This is a genomic window from Streptomyces sp. NPDC007162, assembly GCF_040634175.1.
Lineage (GTDB): Bacteria > Actinomycetota > Actinomycetes > Streptomycetales > Streptomycetaceae > Streptomyces.
Genome location: NZ_JBEYFC010000208.1, coordinates 1 through 14,265, shown reverse-complemented (window position 1 = coordinate 14,265; position 14,265 = coordinate 1). Strand labels below are relative to the sequence as shown.

General features: G+C 72.1%; 15 protein-coding genes and 2 pseudogenes. 9 read left to right on the top strand and 8 right to left on the bottom strand.

Annotation, left to right across the window (positions count from 1 at the left end):
• A pseudogene (locus ABZ646_RS23935) lies at positions 1-225 on the bottom strand (protocatechuate 3,4-dioxygenase subunit beta); the annotation flags it as partial.
• Positions 226-383: 158 nt separating this feature from the next.
• Here ABZ646_RS23935 and ABZ646_RS23930 point away from each other — a divergent pair.
• Together ABZ646_RS23930 and ABZ646_RS23925 are read left to right on the top strand one after the other, a co-directional pair.
• Positions 384-848, top strand: coding sequence for a MarR family transcriptional regulator (locus tag ABZ646_RS23930; RefSeq protein ID WP_360522386.1), 465 nt, complete (start codon positions 384-386; stop codon positions 846-848).
• Between the two features lie 162 nt (positions 849-1,010).
• On the top strand, positions 1,011-2,201 hold the full coding sequence (locus tag ABZ646_RS23925) for a zinc-dependent alcohol dehydrogenase (protein ID WP_360522383.1): 1,191 nt from the start codon (positions 1,011-1,013) through the stop codon (positions 2,199-2,201).
• Between the two features lie 52 nt (positions 2,202-2,253).
• On the opposite strand, the gene ABZ646_RS23920 is transcribed toward ABZ646_RS23925, so the two are convergent.
• Positions 2,254-3,318 carry an ATP-dependent DNA ligase gene (locus ABZ646_RS23920; RefSeq protein ID WP_360522380.1) on the bottom strand — a complete coding sequence of 355 codons (1,065 nt, stop codon included), beginning with the start codon at positions 3,316-3,318 and terminating at the stop codon, positions 2,254-2,256.
• Positions 3,319-3,409: 91 nt separating this feature from the next.
• On the opposite strand from ABZ646_RS23920, the gene ligD reads away from it, so the two are divergent.
• Positions 3,410-4,429: a non-homologous end-joining DNA ligase gene (gene ligD / locus ABZ646_RS23915; RefSeq protein ID WP_360522377.1), complete on the top strand. Its 1,020-nt coding sequence runs from the start codon at positions 3,410-3,412 to the stop codon at positions 4,427-4,429.
• A gap of 82 nt (positions 4,430-4,511) precedes the next feature.
• On the top strand, positions 4,512-5,537 hold the full coding sequence (locus ABZ646_RS23910) for a LacI family DNA-binding transcriptional regulator (protein ID WP_360522374.1): 1,026 nt from the start codon (positions 4,512-4,514) through the stop codon (positions 5,535-5,537).
• 28 nt (positions 5,538-5,565) lie between these two features.
• On the opposite strand, the gene ABZ646_RS23905 is transcribed toward ABZ646_RS23910, so the two are convergent.
• Positions 5,566-6,357: a VOC family protein gene (locus ABZ646_RS23905; RefSeq protein WP_360522389.1), complete on the bottom strand. Its 792-nt coding sequence runs from the start codon at positions 6,355-6,357 to the stop codon at positions 5,566-5,568.
• Positions 6,358-6,538: 181 nt separating this feature from the next.
• Here ABZ646_RS23905 and ABZ646_RS23900 point away from each other — a divergent pair, with 181 nt between their 5' ends.
• Complete coding sequence (locus ABZ646_RS23900; protein WP_360522371.1) at positions 6,539-6,829, top strand: WhiB family transcriptional regulator; 291 nt, start codon at positions 6,539-6,541, stop codon at positions 6,827-6,829.
• Positions 6,830-6,872: 43 nt separating this feature from the next.
• Here ABZ646_RS23900 and ABZ646_RS23895 read toward each other — a convergent pair whose 3' ends face one another.
• The 4 genes from ABZ646_RS23895 to ABZ646_RS23880 form a co-directional block, all read right to left on the bottom strand.
• The gene (locus ABZ646_RS23895) at positions 6,873-7,847 is read right to left on the bottom strand and encodes an acyl-ACP desaturase (RefSeq protein ID WP_360522368.1); all 975 of its coding nucleotides are present in this window, start codon (positions 7,845-7,847) and stop codon (positions 6,873-6,875) included.
• Between the two features lie 226 nt (positions 7,848-8,073).
• Complete coding sequence (ddaH, locus tag ABZ646_RS23890) at positions 8,074-8,850, bottom strand: dimethylargininase (RefSeq protein WP_360522365.1); 777 nt, start codon at positions 8,848-8,850, stop codon at positions 8,074-8,076.
• A 98-nt stretch (positions 8,851-8,948) separates the two neighbouring features.
• A complete protein-coding gene (locus ABZ646_RS23885; protein WP_360522362.1) occupies positions 8,949-10,586 on the bottom strand; it encodes an ABC-F family ATP-binding cassette domain-containing protein in 1,638 nt (545 codons plus the stop codon).
• A 275-nt stretch (positions 10,587-10,861) separates the two neighbouring features.
• Positions 10,862-11,278: an SsgA family sporulation/cell division regulator gene (locus ABZ646_RS23880; protein ID WP_360522359.1), complete on the bottom strand. Its 417-nt coding sequence runs from the start codon at positions 11,276-11,278 to the stop codon at positions 10,862-10,864.
• A gap of 210 nt (positions 11,279-11,488) precedes the next feature.
• Here ABZ646_RS23880 and ABZ646_RS23875 point away from each other — a divergent pair, with 210 nt between their 5' ends.
• The 4 genes from ABZ646_RS23875 to ABZ646_RS23860 all read left to right on the top strand — a co-directional run bounded on the left by ABZ646_RS23875 (position 11,489) and on the right by ABZ646_RS23860 (position 13,922).
• Complete coding sequence (locus tag ABZ646_RS23875) at positions 11,489-12,583, top strand: oxidoreductase (protein WP_360522357.1); 1,095 nt, start codon at positions 11,489-11,491, stop codon at positions 12,581-12,583.
• A 46-nt stretch (positions 12,584-12,629) separates the two neighbouring features.
• Positions 12,630-12,962 (top strand): plasmid stabilization protein, encoded by a 333-nt coding sequence (locus ABZ646_RS23870; RefSeq protein ID WP_360522354.1) that lies wholly within the window; start codon positions 12,630-12,632, stop codon positions 12,960-12,962.
• A gap of 70 nt (positions 12,963-13,032) precedes the next feature.
• Positions 13,033-13,725 (top strand): endonuclease V, encoded by a 693-nt coding sequence (locus ABZ646_RS23865; RefSeq protein ID WP_360522351.1) that lies wholly within the window; start codon positions 13,033-13,035, stop codon positions 13,723-13,725.
• Between the two features lie 56 nt (positions 13,726-13,781).
• Positions 13,782-13,922: a hypothetical protein gene (locus ABZ646_RS23860; protein ID WP_360522348.1), complete on the top strand. Its 141-nt coding sequence runs from the start codon at positions 13,782-13,784 to the stop codon at positions 13,920-13,922.
• A gap of 19 nt (positions 13,923-13,941) precedes the next feature.
• Here the strand turns inward: ABZ646_RS23860 and ABZ646_RS23855 are convergent.
• Positions 13,942-14,265: pseudogene (locus tag ABZ646_RS23855) on the bottom strand (saccharopine dehydrogenase); the annotation flags it as partial.

The window sequence follows — 14,265 nt, the reverse complement described above, 5'->3', positions numbered from 1 at the left end:
GTCCCGCTCGCCGAAGGCAGGGGAGTGCAGCTCCACCAGCTCCGGGTCCTTGCTGGTGTCGATGGCGACCAGCGGCTGCTTCGGATGCCGGAGCAGGGAGGACCGGTAGGGGGCGTAGTCCCGCCGGGGGTGGTGCTCGACGGGGGCGCCTTCGGCCACGCGCTTCTCGTAGGCGGCGTGTTCGGCGGCGATCTCGAGGTCGATGTCGGCTTGGGTGAGTGTCATGAGCTGGGTCTCTCATCTCTTCCTGGCGCTCGGTCGACCAATTAATCAGGGCACTGAGCATTTCGGCGAGCTGTAGCTCACGCTGCCACCAGTACCAAGGTCAGTCAAGGCCGAGTATCGTTCAGTGCACCAACTAACTCGGACCATGGGGGGCACATATGGCCGCGGTGGACCTGACCACCCACCCCGGGCACCTGGCCCGGCGCCTGCAGCAGGCCCACTACCTGCTGTGGAACACGATGGTCTCGGAGGAGACCACCTCACCGCAGTTCGCCGTCCTGAACGCGCTGGTCGCCGAGCCGGGGCTGGACCAGCGGACCGTGGGGGAGAGGGTGGGCCTGGACCGGTCGACCATCGCCGAGGTCATCAGTCGGCTCATCCGGCGCGGGCTGCTCGACAAGGTGCGCGACCCGCAGGACGGCCGCCGCTTCCTGCTGCGCCTCACCGACGACGGGCTGCGCACCCACCGCAAGCTCGTCGTGCGCACCGCGCGGATGAACCAGGTCTTCCTGGCTCCGCTGTCGGCCGCGGAGCAGACCCAGTTCTTCGAGCTCATCCGCCGGGTCGCGGACGCGGCGGAGGGCCTCCGCAATCCCACCGAGCCGCTGGTCCCGCAGGGCTAGGGGGGCACTGGAGGCGCCGTCACCGGGATGACGGCGGCCCGGTGGCCCGAGCGGTCACCGCGGCCGGCGGCGGTTCGGGCCGGAGCGCTCGGGTACCCGGCCGGGGCCGTGATGTCGAGCGCGTGGCCGCGACCGGCGCACGCGACAGAGGGAGCGCGAGCCATGAAGGCAGTCACCTGGCAGGGTCGGCGGGACGTCCGGGTGGAGGAAGTACCCGATCCCCGGATCGAGGAGCCCACGGACGCCGTCATCCGCATCACCTCGTCCGGCCTGTGCGGCTCGGACCTGCACCTGTACGAGGTGCTCACCCCGTTCATGACCCCGGGCGACATCCTCGGTCACGAGCCCATGGGGATCGTGGAGGAGACCGGTTCCGAGGTGCCGAACCTGCGGCGGGGCGACCGGGTCGTGGTGCCCTTCCAGATCGCCTGCGGGCACTGCTTCATGTGCTCGGCCGGCCTGATGACCCAGTGCGAGGTCACCCAGGTCACCGGCGAGGGCATGGGCGCCGCCCTGTTCGGCTACACCCGCCTCTACGGCGCGGTTCCCGGCGCCCAGGCCGAGTACCTGCGCGTCCCGCAGGCCCACTACGGTCCCATCAAGGTGCCCGAGGGGCCGCCCGACGACCGCTTCGTCTACCTCTCCGACGTGCTTCCCACCGCCTGGCAGGCCGTCGAGTACGCCGCCGTACCGCCCGGCGGCACCGTGGCCGTCCTCGGCCTCGGCCCGATCGGCGACATGTCCTGCCGGATCGCCAAGGCGCGCGGGGCCGAGCGGGTCTTCGGCATCGACCTGGTGCCCGAACGACTGGCGCGGGCCGGCCGCCGGGGCGTCGAGACGTACGACCTGCGGGTGTTCGACGACGAGAAGGAACTGGTCCGGGCGATCCACGACGTGACCGACGGCCGGGGCCCGGACGCCGTGATCGACGCCGTCGGCACCGAGGCGCACGGCAGCGCCGCCGCCAAGCTGGCCCAGACCGCGACCGGGCTGCTGCCCCGCAAGATCGCAGGACCGCTCGCGGAACGTTTCGCCGTCGACCGGCTCGGCGCCCTCTACATGGCGATCGACCTGGTCCGCCGCGGCGGCACGATCTCCCTCAGCGGGGTGTACGGCGGGATGGCCGACCCGCTGCCGCTGCTCACCCTCTTCGACAAGCAGATCCAGCTGCGCATGGGCCAGGCCAACGTCCGCCGCTGGACCGACCAGGTCATGCCGTACCTGACCGACGAGGACCCGCTCGGCGTGGCGGACTTCGCCACCCACCGGCTGCCGCTGTCCGAGGCGCCGCACGCCTACGAGATGTTCCAGCGCAAGCAGGACGGCGCGGTCAAGATCCTCTTCAAGCCTTAGCCGCCGCTCCGGACCTTCACGGTCCCTGACACCCGTACGGCCCTCGTGGCCTTCACGACCCCAGGATTTCCGCGAGGTCGTACCGCACCGGCTCCTCCAGCTGGGCGTAGGTGCAGCTGTCCGGTGCCCGGTCCGGGCGCCAGCGGCGGAACCGGGCCGTGTGCCGGAAGCGGGCGCCGTTCTCCATGTGGTCGTACGCCACCTCCGCCACCCGCTCCGGCCGCAGCGGGATCCAGGACAGGTCCTTCTTGCCGGACCAGCGGCTCGGCGCGCCCGGCAGCCGGGCCGACTCGTGGGCCGCCTCCTCGGCCCAGGCGGCCCACGGATGCCCGGAGACGTCGGCCATGCGCAGCGGCTCCAGCTCCTCGACCAACTCGGACCGCCGCTTCATCGGGAACGCGGCCGACACCCCCACGTGCTGGAGGGCGCCCCGGTCGTCGTACAGGCCGAGCAGCAGCGAGCCGACCACCGGGCCGCTCTTGTGGAGGCGGTAGCCCGCCACCACGACATCGGCGGTCCGCTCGTGCTTGACCTTGAACATGGCGCGCTCGTCCTGGCGGTACCGCAGGGTGAGCGGCTTGGCGATGACCCCGTCGAGTCCGGCCCCCTCGTACTGCTCGAACCACTGCCGGGCCACCTCGACGTCGGTCGTCGCCGGGGCGAGGTGCACGGGCGGCGTCACCCCGGACAGCGCCCGGGTGAGCAGGGCGCGGCGGTCGGTCAGCGGGACGTCCAGGAGGGACTCGTCGGCCAGCGCCAGCAGGTCGAAGGCGATGAAGGAGGCGGGCGTCCGCTCCGCCAGCGTGCGCACCCGGGAGTCCGCCGGATGGATCCGCTCGGTCAGCGCGTCGAAGTCCAGCCGGCCCTCCCGGGCGATCACGATCTCCCCGTCCAGCACGCAGCGTTCGGGCACACGCTCCGTCAGCGCCGCCACCAGCTCCGGGAAGTACCTGGTCAACGGCTTCCCGGTGCGGCTGCCGAGCTCCACCTCCGGGCCGTCCCGGAACACGATCGCGCGAAAGCCGTCCCACTTCGCCTCGTACTGCATGTCCGGCGGGATGCTCGCCACCGGCTTGGCGAGCATCGGTTTCACGGGCGGCATCACCGGCAGATCCATGCGTTCGACTCTACGAGCGCTCACCGTGCCCCGCTCGTCGCGAGGCGCGGGCCGATGTGCGGGGCAGGGACGGTGCGCCTACCGTGGCCGCATGGGCGATGCGGTGGAACTGGAGGTGGCCGGCCGGACGGTACGGCTGTCCAGCCCGGACAAGGTGTTCTTCCCGGAGCGCGGTTTCACCAAGCTGGACGTCGCCCGCTACTACGCGGCCGTGGGCCCCGGCATCCTGCGCGCCCTGCGCGACCGCCCCACCACCCTCCAGCGTTACCCGGACGGAGTCGAGGGCGAGTGGTTCTACCAGAAGCGCGCGCCCAAGGGCATGCCCGGCTGGATCCCCACCGCCCACATCACCTTCCCCAGCGGCCGCACCGCCGACGAGATGTGCCCCACCGAAGAGGCGGCCGTGGTGTGGGCGGCGCAGTACGGCACCCTCACCTTCCATCCGTGGCCGGTGCGCCGCACCGACGTCGACCGCCCCGACGAACTCCGCATCGACCTCGATCCGCAGCCCGGCACCGGCTTCGCCGACGCCGTCCGCGCCGCCCACGAACTGCGCGTCGTCCTCGACGAGTTCGGCGGACTGCGGGGCTGGCCCAAGACCTCCGGCGGCCGTGGCCTGCACGTGTTCGTGCCCATCGAGCCGCGCTGGACCTTCACCCAGGTCCGGCGCGCCGCGATCGCGGTGGGCCGCGAACTGGAACGCCGGCTGCCGGACCGGGTGACCACCAGGTGGTGGAAGGAGGAACGCGGCGAGCGCATCTTCGTCGACTACAACCAGACCGCCCGGGACCGCACCATCGCCTCCGCCTACTCCCTGCGGCCCCGCCCGGACGCCCCCGTCTCCGCGCCGCTGCGCTGGGTGGAGGTCGACGACGTCCGCCCCGAGGACTTCGACCTCGTCACCATGCCGGCCCGGTTCGCCGAAGTGGGCGACGTGCACGCCGACATGGACGACCACGCCTTCTCCCTGGACGCCCTCCTGGAACTCGCCCGCCGCGACGAACACGAGCACGGCCTCGGTGACCTGCCGTACCCGCCCGAGTACCCGAAGATGCCGGGCGAGCCGAAGCGCGTCCAGCCGAGCCGGGCCCGGCCCGAACAGCCCTCCTGACCGCCCGGGCTCCGGGAGCGCTCCCGGAACTCCTGTCACCCGGGGCTATGCTGATCGGCAGCCGCCGACGAGGAGGGCCGAGGTGTCCGAGGCAGTGTCGCGCCCCACCCTGGAGGCCGTGGCCGCGCGGGCCGGGGTGTCCCGGGCGACCGCGTCCCGGGTCGTCAACGGCGGCGACGGCGTGCGTGAGCCCCTCGTGGCACGGGTCCGGCAGGCGGTCGAGGAACTCGGCTACGTCCCCAACCAGGCAGCTCGCTCCCTGGTGACCAGACGGCACGACGCCGTCGCCGTCGTGATCGCCGAACCCGAGATCCGGATCTTCACCGACCCGTTCTTCGCCCTCCAACTACGCGGCATCAGCAAGGAGCTGACGGCCCAGGACAACCAACTGGTACTGCTGCTCACCGAGGGACGGGACGACCACGCGCGGGTCGCCCGCTATCTCGCCGGCGGCCACGTCGACGGCGCGCTCGTCTTCTCGCTCCACCTCGACGATCCGCTGCCCGGCCTGATCGAGGGCGTCAAGGTCCCCACCGTGTTCGGCGGGCGGCCCGGCTGGAGCGACGGCTCGAACGACGTCGTGTACGTCGACTGCGACAACCGGGGCGGCGCCCGGGACGCCGTACGCCATCTCGCCGGTCTCGGGCGGACCCGGATCGCGCACATCACCGGGCCCCTGGACCAGACGTCCGCGGCCGACCGCCTCGACGGCTACCGGGACGTCATGGGGGAGACCGACCCGCGGCTGGTCGTGACGAGCGACTTCACCCCGGCCGGCGGGGAGCGCGCCATGGCCGAACTCCTCGACCGCTGCCCGGACGTCGACGCCGTGTTCGCCGCCAACGACCTGACCGCGCTCGGCGCCCTGCGCGTGCTGCGCGAACACGGTCGCCGGGTGCCCGAGGACGTGGCCGTGATCGGATTCGACGACCTCCTGCCCGTCACCGAGCAGGACGGACCGTCGCTGACGACGGTCCGTCAGGACATCGAGGAGATGGGCCGGCTGATGGCCCGGCTACTGCTGCGCGGACTGCACCGGGGCGAGTCGGCGGGCGCACCGTCCAGTGTCATCCTGCCCACGACACTGGTACGGCGCGCCTCCGCCTAGCTCGCTTCCGCCCTGGCCCGCGCGGCTCTCAGCTCTGCTGCGGTTCGCCCTTGATCACCGCGAACCTGGCGCCGTACGGGTCGGCCAGCTTGGCCATCCGGCCCACCCCTTCCAGCGTGGTGGCCGGCATCCGCACCCTGCCGCCCGTCTGCTGGGCCTTCTCGACCACCGCGTCCGGGTCCTCCACCTCGAAGTACGGCAGCCAGTACGCGCCCACCTGCGCCTCCGCCGGGTCCTCGGCCAGCGGCACCATCCCGCCGAACATCGACTCCTCGTCGCCACCCGCCGGATTGACACAGGTGTAGGTCCCACCGGGGAACGGCGCTCCGGAGGTCTCAAGACCCAGCACCTTGTAGTAGAAGGCGGCGGCCGCCGCGATGTCCGCGGTGTACAGCTCGACCCAGCACAGCGAACCCGGATCGCCCGCCACGTCCACCCCCTTCCGCGACGCGGGCTGCCAGATGCCGAAGGGCACGCCCGCCTCGTCGGAGAGGAGCGCCACCCGGCCCTGGTCCATCACGTCCGTCGGCTGGAGGAGGACACCGCCGTGCGCCTGCTCGGCGGTCTTGGCGGTCGCCTGCGCGTCGTCACTGCGGAAGTACACCGTCCAGGCCGGTGGGCCCTGCTCCGGGGCGGTCTGCACACCGCCGGCCACCGTCCGGCCGTCGAGCTGGAAGAACCCGTAGCCACCGGCATCGGGCCCCGCCGACTGGAACTGCCAGCCGAAGAGACCGTGGTAGAAGGAGACGGCGCCGTCGATCTCGGGGGTGCCGAGGTCGACCCAGTTGGGAGCGCCGTTGACGAAACGGGTGGTGAGCATCATCGCCCTCCTCGTAAGGGTCCCGTTCTCTGCTCCACCGAGTCTTCCACCGCCCACTGACAATCAGGGCCGGACCACGCCCACCGAACCGGATCCGTCCCGCGCGCCGCCGTGCACGGGCGTGGCGCGCAGGCGCATCATCGACACCGGTGTGGTCCCCCGACGCCGCGTTGAGCGGGCGTTGATCGAACGTTTTTCCCCGCACGGCACGATCCTGGCCATGCACTTCGACACCATGACCACGCCCCGCACGCCCGTCCCGGCCTGGCAGGCGCAGGCGCTGTGCGCGCAGACCGGGGGCGACTTCTTCTTCCCCGAGCCCGGCAGCTCGGTGCGCGAGGCGAAGCGCATCTGCGGTATGTGCGAGATGCGCTCCACCTGCCTGGAGTACGCGCTGGACAACGACGAACGCTTCGGCGTCTGGGGCGGCCTCTCCGAGAAGGAGCGCCTGCAACTGCGCCGGGCGCGCTGAACCCACGGCACCGCGTGTGCCCCCGCCCGCGGTCCCCGCGGCGTCAGGCGCCCGCGCGGGCCGCCATCCGGGCCTTGCGTGCGGCCAGCTTCTCGTCGAACTTGAGGGCTTCCGCGTTCAGTCCGCCCATGAACAGGCCGAGTTCCTCCTGCGCCTGCAGGCCCTCGGGGCCGAGCCCGTCGATCTCCAGCACCTTCAGGTGGCGCAGTACCGGCTGGAGCACGTCGTCGTGGTGGATGCGCAGGTTGTAGACCTCGCCGATCGCCATCTGGGCGGCGGCGCGCTCGAAGCCGGGGATGCCGTGGCCGGGCATCCGGAAGTTGACCACGACGTCCCGCACCGCCTGCATGGTCAGGTCGGGGGCCAGCTCGAACGCGGACTTCAGGAGGTTGCGGTAGAAGACCATGTGCAGGTTCTCGTCGGTCGCGATGCGGGCCAGCATGCGGTCGCAGACCGGATCACCGGACTGGTGGCCGGTGTTGCGGTGCGAGATGCGGGTCGCGAGTTCCTGGAAGGCCACATAGGCGACCGAGTGCAGCATCGAGTGGCTGTTGTCCGACTGGAAGCCCTCGCTCATGTGCGACATCCGGAACGCCTCGAGCTTGTCCGGGTCGACCGCGCGCGAGGCGAGCAGGTAGTCACGCATGACGATGCCGTGCCGGCCCTCCTCGGCGGTCCAGCGGTGCACCCAGGTGCCCCAGGCACCGTCCCGGCCGAACAGCGAGGCGATCTCGTGGTGGTAGCTGGGCAGGTTGTCCTCGGTGAGCAGGTTCACCACCAGGGCGATCCGGCCGATCTCGGTGACCTTGGACTGCTCCTTCTCCCAGGCCTGCCCGTCCTCGAAGAAACCGGGGAAGTTACGGGCGTCGGTCCAGGGCACGTACTCGTGCGGCATCCAGTCCTTGGCGACCGTCAGATGGCGGTTCAGCTCCTTCTCGACCACTTCCTCCAGGGCGTACAGCAGCCGTGCGTCGGTCCAGACGGACGAGCTGCCGAGGTGGGGAGAAGTGATCGTCACGAGAACTCCAGGGGGACGCCGTACAGGGGGAAGGAACGCGAGAGAACCGGCGAGCGGGGCCGGGAACCTACGAGATCGTAGGCTACGAATCCGTAGGTTACGAAGACGTAGGTTAAGTGCGCTGTAAAGATCGCTGATCAGGTGCTGTGCGCAAGGCGAATCGGGACATGCCAACCAGCCCTGGGACCCGCAGGTCCCAGGGGTGGAGAGGCGAATCGATCACCCGTCAGACATACAGTTCCCGCAGCCGGACCGAGAGGCACGTCACACATCCTTCCAGCTTCTCGAACTCGGAGATGTCCACCGTGACGACGTCGTGGCCGAGATCGGTCAGCAACTCGACGGTCTTCGGGGCACTCGCCGACATCAGCAGCTTGCCGCCGCCGAGCAGTACCACGTGGGCGCCCGCGTCCTCGGGCACCGCCAGGAAGCCCGGGAACAGCGAGGGCCGGTCCACGTTCGGGATGTGCCCGAGAACCGTCCCGTCGGGGAGCGCGGTCACCGCCGACTTCAGGTGCAGCACCCGGCTCACCGGCACCGCCACCACACGGGCACCCAGCGGTTCGAAGGCGGCCCGCAGCTGCTGCACCCCGGCCGCGTTGGTCCGCCCGCCGCGGCCGACGTAGACGGTGTCGCCGACCTTCAGGACGTCGCCGCCGTCCAGGGTGCCCGGCTCCCACACCCAGTTGACCGAGCAGCCGAGGCGTGCCACCGCCTCCTCGACGCCCGCGGTCTCGGCCCGCCGGGACTCGGCGCCGGGCCGGGTGATCAGCGCCACGTTCTTGTACATGACGACCGTGTCCTCGACGAAGACCGAGTCCGGGCAGTCGTCCTCGGGGTCCACCTCGACGGTCTCCCAGCCGTGCGCGCGCAGTGCCTCCACGTACGCCTCCCACTGCTCCCGGGCGAGTTCGGCGTCGACCTTCTCCCGCTCGATGTGCGTCACCAGACCTTCGGCGAGGCGCGGGCTGGGGCGGCGGACGAGGGCCTTCTTGCTGGGCACGTCGGGTCTCCGGGGTCGGGGGCGCGGTCCGGCACCCGTCGTGGGGGTGCCGGACCGCCATCATGCAGGGCGGGCCGGTGTCGACAAAACCCCCGTCATCAGGCTGTGCCCTCCCCGAGCCGCGTCACCTCCTCCGGTGAGGTGCCCGTCAGCGCGCCGTCGGCCATCAGCAGCCAGCGGGTGATCCCGACCGACTCCAGGAACGGCACGTCGTGACTGGCCACGACCAGGGCGCCCTGGTACGACTCCAGGGCCGTGGTCAGCTGCCGGACGCTCGCCATGTCGAGGTTGTTCGTCGGCTCGTCCAGCATCAGCAGCTGCGGGGCGGGTTCGGCCAGCAGCAGCGCGGCCAGGGCGGCCCGGAACCGTTCGCCGCCGGAGAGCGTGGCCGCCTTCTGGTCGGCGCGGGCGCCCCGGAACAGGAAGCGGGCCAGGCGCGCCCGGATCCGGTTGTTGGTGGCGCCCGGCGCGAACCGGGCCACGTTCTCCACGACGCTCAGCCCGTCGTCGAGGACGTCGAGGCGCTGGGGCAGGAAGCGCAGCGGCACATGGGTGTGCGCCTCGCCCGCGACCGGAGCCAGTTCACCGGCGATCGTACGCAGCAGCGTCGTCTTGCCCGCCCCGTTGCGCCCGATCAGCGCGATCCGCTCGGGGCCGCGCAGCTCCAGGATCCCCTCGACCCGCGAACCGTGGGCCAGCTCCAGGTTCTCCAGGGTCAGCACGTTGCGGCCCGGCGGCACGGCCGTGTACGGCAGTTCGACGCGGATCTCGTCGTCGTCCCGTACCGCCTCCACCGCCTCGTCGAGCCGCTCCCTCGCCTCGGCGAGCCGCTCCTCGTGCATGATGCGGTGCTTGCCTGCCGACTCCTGCGCGGCCCGCCTGCGCGCCCCCATGACGATCTTCGGCTCGCGCTTCTGCTCGTACATCTTCTGCCCGTAGCGCTTGCGGCGGGCCAGTTTCACCTGGGCGTCGGTCAGTTCGCGCCGCTGCTTGCGGACGTCGGCCTCGGCGACCCGCACCATGCGCTCGGCCGCCTCCTGTTCGACGGCGAGGGCCTCCTCGTACGCCGAGAAGTTGCCGCCGTACCAGGTGACCTCGCCGGCGTGCAGGTCGGCGACCTGGTCGACCAGGTCGAGGAGTTCGCGGTCGTGGCTGACCACGATCAGCACGCCGGGCCAGGAGGTGACGGCCGCGTACAGGCGCTTGCGGGCGTACAGGTCGAGGTTGTTGGTGGGCTCGTCGAGCAGCAGCACGTCCGGACGGCGCAGCAGCAGCGCGGCCAGCCGCAGCAGCACCGACTCGCCGCCGGAGACCTCGCCGACGGTCCGGTCCAGGCCGATGTGGCCGAGCCCCAGTTCGCCGAGGGTGACCAGGGCGCGCTCCTCGACGTCCCAGTCGTCGCCGAGGGTCTCGAAGTGCGCCTCGGACGCGTCACCCGCCTCGATGGCGTGCAGCGCGGCCCGCCGGGCGGCGATGCCGAGCACCTCGTCGACGCGCAGCGCGGTGTCCAGCGTGACGTTCTGCGGGAGGCAGCCCACCTCGCCGGCCACCTTCACGGTGCCGTCGGACGGGGTGAGCTCGCCGGCGACGAGTTTCAGAAGGGTTGACTTCCCTGAGCCGTTGACGCCGACCAGACCGGTGCGGCCGGGTCCGAAGGCGACGTCCAGGCCCTCGAAGACGGCGGAGCCGTCGGGCCAGGAGAAGGACAGGGCGGTACAGGTGACGGAAGCAGACATAAGGGCGCCTCGCGGTTGCTTGCGGTGTCGGGGGCAGACGCGTGTCGAGACACCGCGGGGCAGCCGAGGGGCCGGGGAAGGGATCCCGTGCCGGAGAGACGGCTCGTACACCGAGGTCGAACGCCACGGACACACCTCACGGGTGTGCCGCGGTGTCTCAGGACCTCAGACGAGCAACGTCCTTCTCCAATCGACGGCAACAGGACGTGGAACAGGCTAGGAAGACGCCGGGAGGGGTGTCAAAGGAATTAACCCCGTGCGGTCACGGCGGTGGTTCAGCAGGCGTCCCGCATCAGTTCGGCGAGATCGTGGTCCAGGTCCAGCTGAAGGTGTTCGAGACCGGTCGGCACCAGGTCCCCGGTGGCCTCCAGGAACCGGGTGATCTCGCTCGTGCGCACATGGACGACGGCGGTGCCCTCGGGGGCGTGGAACTCCAGCACCGTCCGGTCGTACCCGTACGGCCGCACCCGCACGTCCCCGTCGCCCTCCGGCGCGTGCAGGCCGGCCGCGAGCAGTTCGCGGGAGAACGTCCAGCAGACGTCGACACCCTCCAGGGTGGCCGGGGCGGGGAAGGTCATGCGGACGGCGAAGGGGTCCTCGCGGTCGTAGTGCAGGGTGGCGGGAATGCTCGGCATGCGCGGTGACGCGGCGACCAGGCGGGCCTCTACGGGCTGCTCGATGACGGTGGACAACGCCTTGCTCCCTCATGACGGCTGAACGAATATCCGGGCGGGTGAGACCTGGCACTGGAAGAGACGACGTACACGGCCCATCCGTGCACATGTGGTGCGAGTGACCTCTGTCACCGGGCTTATTCACACCGTCGGCTTACCTCTCGTGGGGCCACCGTGCCCTCTTTACGCCACCGGGGCAGTGGGCTAGCTTCGCGCGCCATGAGGCGTATGGGGAGCACGAGACGGACCGGACGGGTACGACGGACGAGCAGGGCGGCGGCCGTGGGGGTGGCGTGCGCGGCGGTCCTGGCCGCGCCGACCGCCGGCTCCGCGCGGGCCGCGACGCCGGCACCGCACTGGGCGATCAAGGACACCGGGGCCCCGGGCGTGCGCTTCCGCGGCCTGGCCGCCGTCGACCGGGACACCGCCTGGCTGGCGGGCACCGGTGGCACCGTGCTGCGCACCACGGACGGCGGCGCGCACTGGCGGAACGTCTCTCCACCGGGCGCGGCGGACCTCCAGTTCCGGGACGTCGAGGCGTTCGACGCCCGCCACGCGGTGGTCCTGGCCATCGGCGAGAACGAGGCGTCGCGCGTCTACCGCACCGAGGACGGCGGCGCGACCTGGACCGAGTCGTTCCGCAACACCGACCCGGCCGCCTTCTACGACTGCCTGGCCTTCTTCGACCGCCGCCACGGCCTCGCCGTGAGCGACCCGGTCGACGGCAGGTTCCGCATCCTGTCCACCGGCGACGGCGGCCGGACCTGGCAGGTGCTGCCGAACGCGGGCATGCCGGCCGCCCTGGACGGCGAGGCGGGCTTCGCGGCGAGCGGCCAGTGCCTGGTCACCTCCGGGCCGAAGGACGCCTGGCTGGCCACCGGTGGCGGCGCGCACGCGCGCGTGCTGCACTCCACCGACCGGGGACTGACCTGGACCGCGGCCGACACGCCGATCCCGGCGGGCGACCCCGCCAAGGGCGTCTTCGCCCTCGCCTTCCGCGACCGCGCCCACGGCCTCGCCGTCGGCGGCGACTACCGTGCGGACCAGCCCTCCCAGCGGGCGGCGGCGGCCACGGCGGACGGCGGCCGGAGCTGGCGGCCCGCCGCCACCCCGCCGCCCGGCTACCGCTCCGGGGTCGCCTGGCTCCCGCACAGCCGCGCCGCGGCCCTCGCCGTCGGCCCCACCGGCACCGACCTGACCACCGACGGCGGCCGTACCTGGCGGACCGTCGACACCGGCTCCTACGACACCGTGACCTGCACCCTGGACCGCAGCTGCTGGGCGGCCGGCGAACAGGGCCGGGCGGCGCGTCTGGAGGGCTGACACCCGGGTACCCGACGGCGGCACAGCCACGAAGGGAGCGGTCGTCATGCCACGCGGATCCAGCCCCAAGCGGGAACGCCAGTACGAGCACATCAAGGACAGCGCACTCGACCGGGGCGAGAGCGAGAAGCGCGCCGAGGAGATCGCCGCCCGGACCGTCAACAAGGAACGCGCCCGGTCCGGCGAGTCCAGGACCGCGAGCCGCACGTCCACCCAGGACATGTCGTCCGGCAGGCGCGGCGGCAAACGGTCGCACAGCGGCTCCGAGGGGCCGACCCGGGACCAGCTCTACAACGAGGCCAGGGAACGGGGCGTCGAAGGCCGGTCGAACATGAACAAGGCCCAGCTGCAACGCGCGGTCGACGCCAAGAAGAGCTGAGGGTGCCGCGGGGGCCGGGGCGGCCCCGTGGCCGCACGCGCGCGTGCCGCGCCGTACGCTCGGGGTCACCATGACGACCGTATGCGTACCCGCGGGCTGGCCCGCGACCGAGGAAGCCGCCCTGGCCGTCCAGGACGAACTGCGGGGGCGGGTGATCCTGGACGAGCCGGGCCCGGCGCCCGGCACCGGGCACGTGACGGGCGTGGACGTGGCCTACGACGACGAACGCGACCTGGTCGCGGCGGCGGCCGTGGTGCTGGACGCGGCGACCCTGGAGACCGTCGCCGAGGCGACCGCCGTCGGCCGGGTCTCCTTCCCGTACGTGCCCGGCCTGCTGGCCTTCCGCGAGATCCCCACCGTACGGGCCGCCCTCGACGCCCTGCCCTGCTCGCCCGGCCTGGTGGTCTGCGACGGCTACGGCCTCGCCCACCCGCGCCGCTTCGGCCTCGCGAGCCACCTCGGAGTCCTCACCGGCCTGCCCACCATCGGCGTCGCCAAGAACCCGTTCACGTTCGCCCACGACGACCCGGAGGGCCCGCGCGGCTGCCACGCGCCGCTGCTCGCGGGCACCGAGGAAGTCGGCCGCGCCCTGCGCACCCGGGACGCCGTCAAGCCGGTGTTCGTCTCCGTCGGCCACCGGGTGAGCCTGGACAACGCCTGCGCCCACGCCCTTGCGCTCACCCCGCGGTACCGCCTGCCGGAGACCACCCGCCGCGCGGACGCACTGTGCCGCGGGGCGCTGCGGGAAGCCCGGTCCGAGTAGCGAATCTGAGTACGAGTACGGATGCCGCTGTTACACGCCGACGGCAGGCTGGGCGCATGACGACACACCGTGAATCCATGGCCCGCACCGCCCGCCCCGTCGAGCGCCCCATGACGGCCGCGCTGGTCCTCGCCGTGCTGGCCGGGCTCGCATGGACGGCCGGGATGCTCTACACCGTGCTCCAGTGGCAGGCCTAGCTCCGAGCCCGGGGGTTCATCACAGGGTCGCCGCCACCCGGAACCCGATCCCGGCCGCCCGCAGCCGCTCGATGAGCGCGTCGCCCATCGCCTGGGCCGTGGTGACCTGCCCGGCCGTCGCGGGCAGCTCGTCGAAGGCGAGGCAGAGCGCTCCCTCGGCGAACATCTTCGCCGTCTCTCCGTAGCCGGGATCGCCGCCCGAGACCTCCGTGAACACGCGTCGGCCGCCGCCCTCGCCGACGAACCGCACCCGGAACCAGCTGCGCGCCCGCCGCTCGGCGCTCGGCCCCTCGCCGGGCTTGAGCCGGTCCGACAGCCAGCGCCGGGCCGGCGGCACCTGCGC

What these genes read in the sequence shown, in the direction of transcription:
- ABZ646_RS23930 (WP_360522386.1), top strand. Translation starts at nt 384, where the DNA reads ATGGCCGCGGTGGACCTGACCACCCACCCCGGGCACCTGGCCCGGCGC.
- ABZ646_RS23925 (WP_360522383.1), top strand. Translation starts at nt 1,011, where the DNA reads ATGAAGGCAGTCACCTGGCAGGGTCGGCGGGACGTCCGGGTGGAGGAA.
- ABZ646_RS23920 (WP_360522380.1), bottom strand. Translation starts at nt 3,318, where the DNA reads ATGGATCTGCCGGTGATGCCGCCCGTGAAACCGATGCTCGCCAAGCCG.
- ligD (WP_360522377.1), top strand. Translation starts at nt 3,410, where the DNA reads ATGGGCGATGCGGTGGAACTGGAGGTGGCCGGCCGGACGGTACGGCTG.
- ABZ646_RS23905 (WP_360522389.1), bottom strand. Translation starts at nt 6,357, where the DNA reads ATGCTCACCACCCGTTTCGTCAACGGCGCTCCCAACTGGGTCGACCTC.
- ABZ646_RS23885 (WP_360522362.1), bottom strand. Translation starts at nt 10,586, where the DNA reads ATGTCTGCTTCCGTCACCTGTACCGCCCTGTCCTTCTCCTGGCCCGAC.
- ABZ646_RS23875 (WP_360522357.1), top strand. Translation starts at nt 11,489, where the DNA reads ATGGGGAGCACGAGACGGACCGGACGGGTACGACGGACGAGCAGGGCG.
- ABZ646_RS23870 (WP_360522354.1), top strand. Translation starts at nt 12,630, where the DNA reads ATGCCACGCGGATCCAGCCCCAAGCGGGAACGCCAGTACGAGCACATC.
- ABZ646_RS23865 (WP_360522351.1), top strand. Translation starts at nt 13,033, where the DNA reads ATGACGACCGTATGCGTACCCGCGGGCTGGCCCGCGACCGAGGAAGCC.
- ABZ646_RS23860 (WP_360522348.1), top strand. Translation starts at nt 13,782, where the DNA reads ATGACGACACACCGTGAATCCATGGCCCGCACCGCCCGCCCCGTCGAG.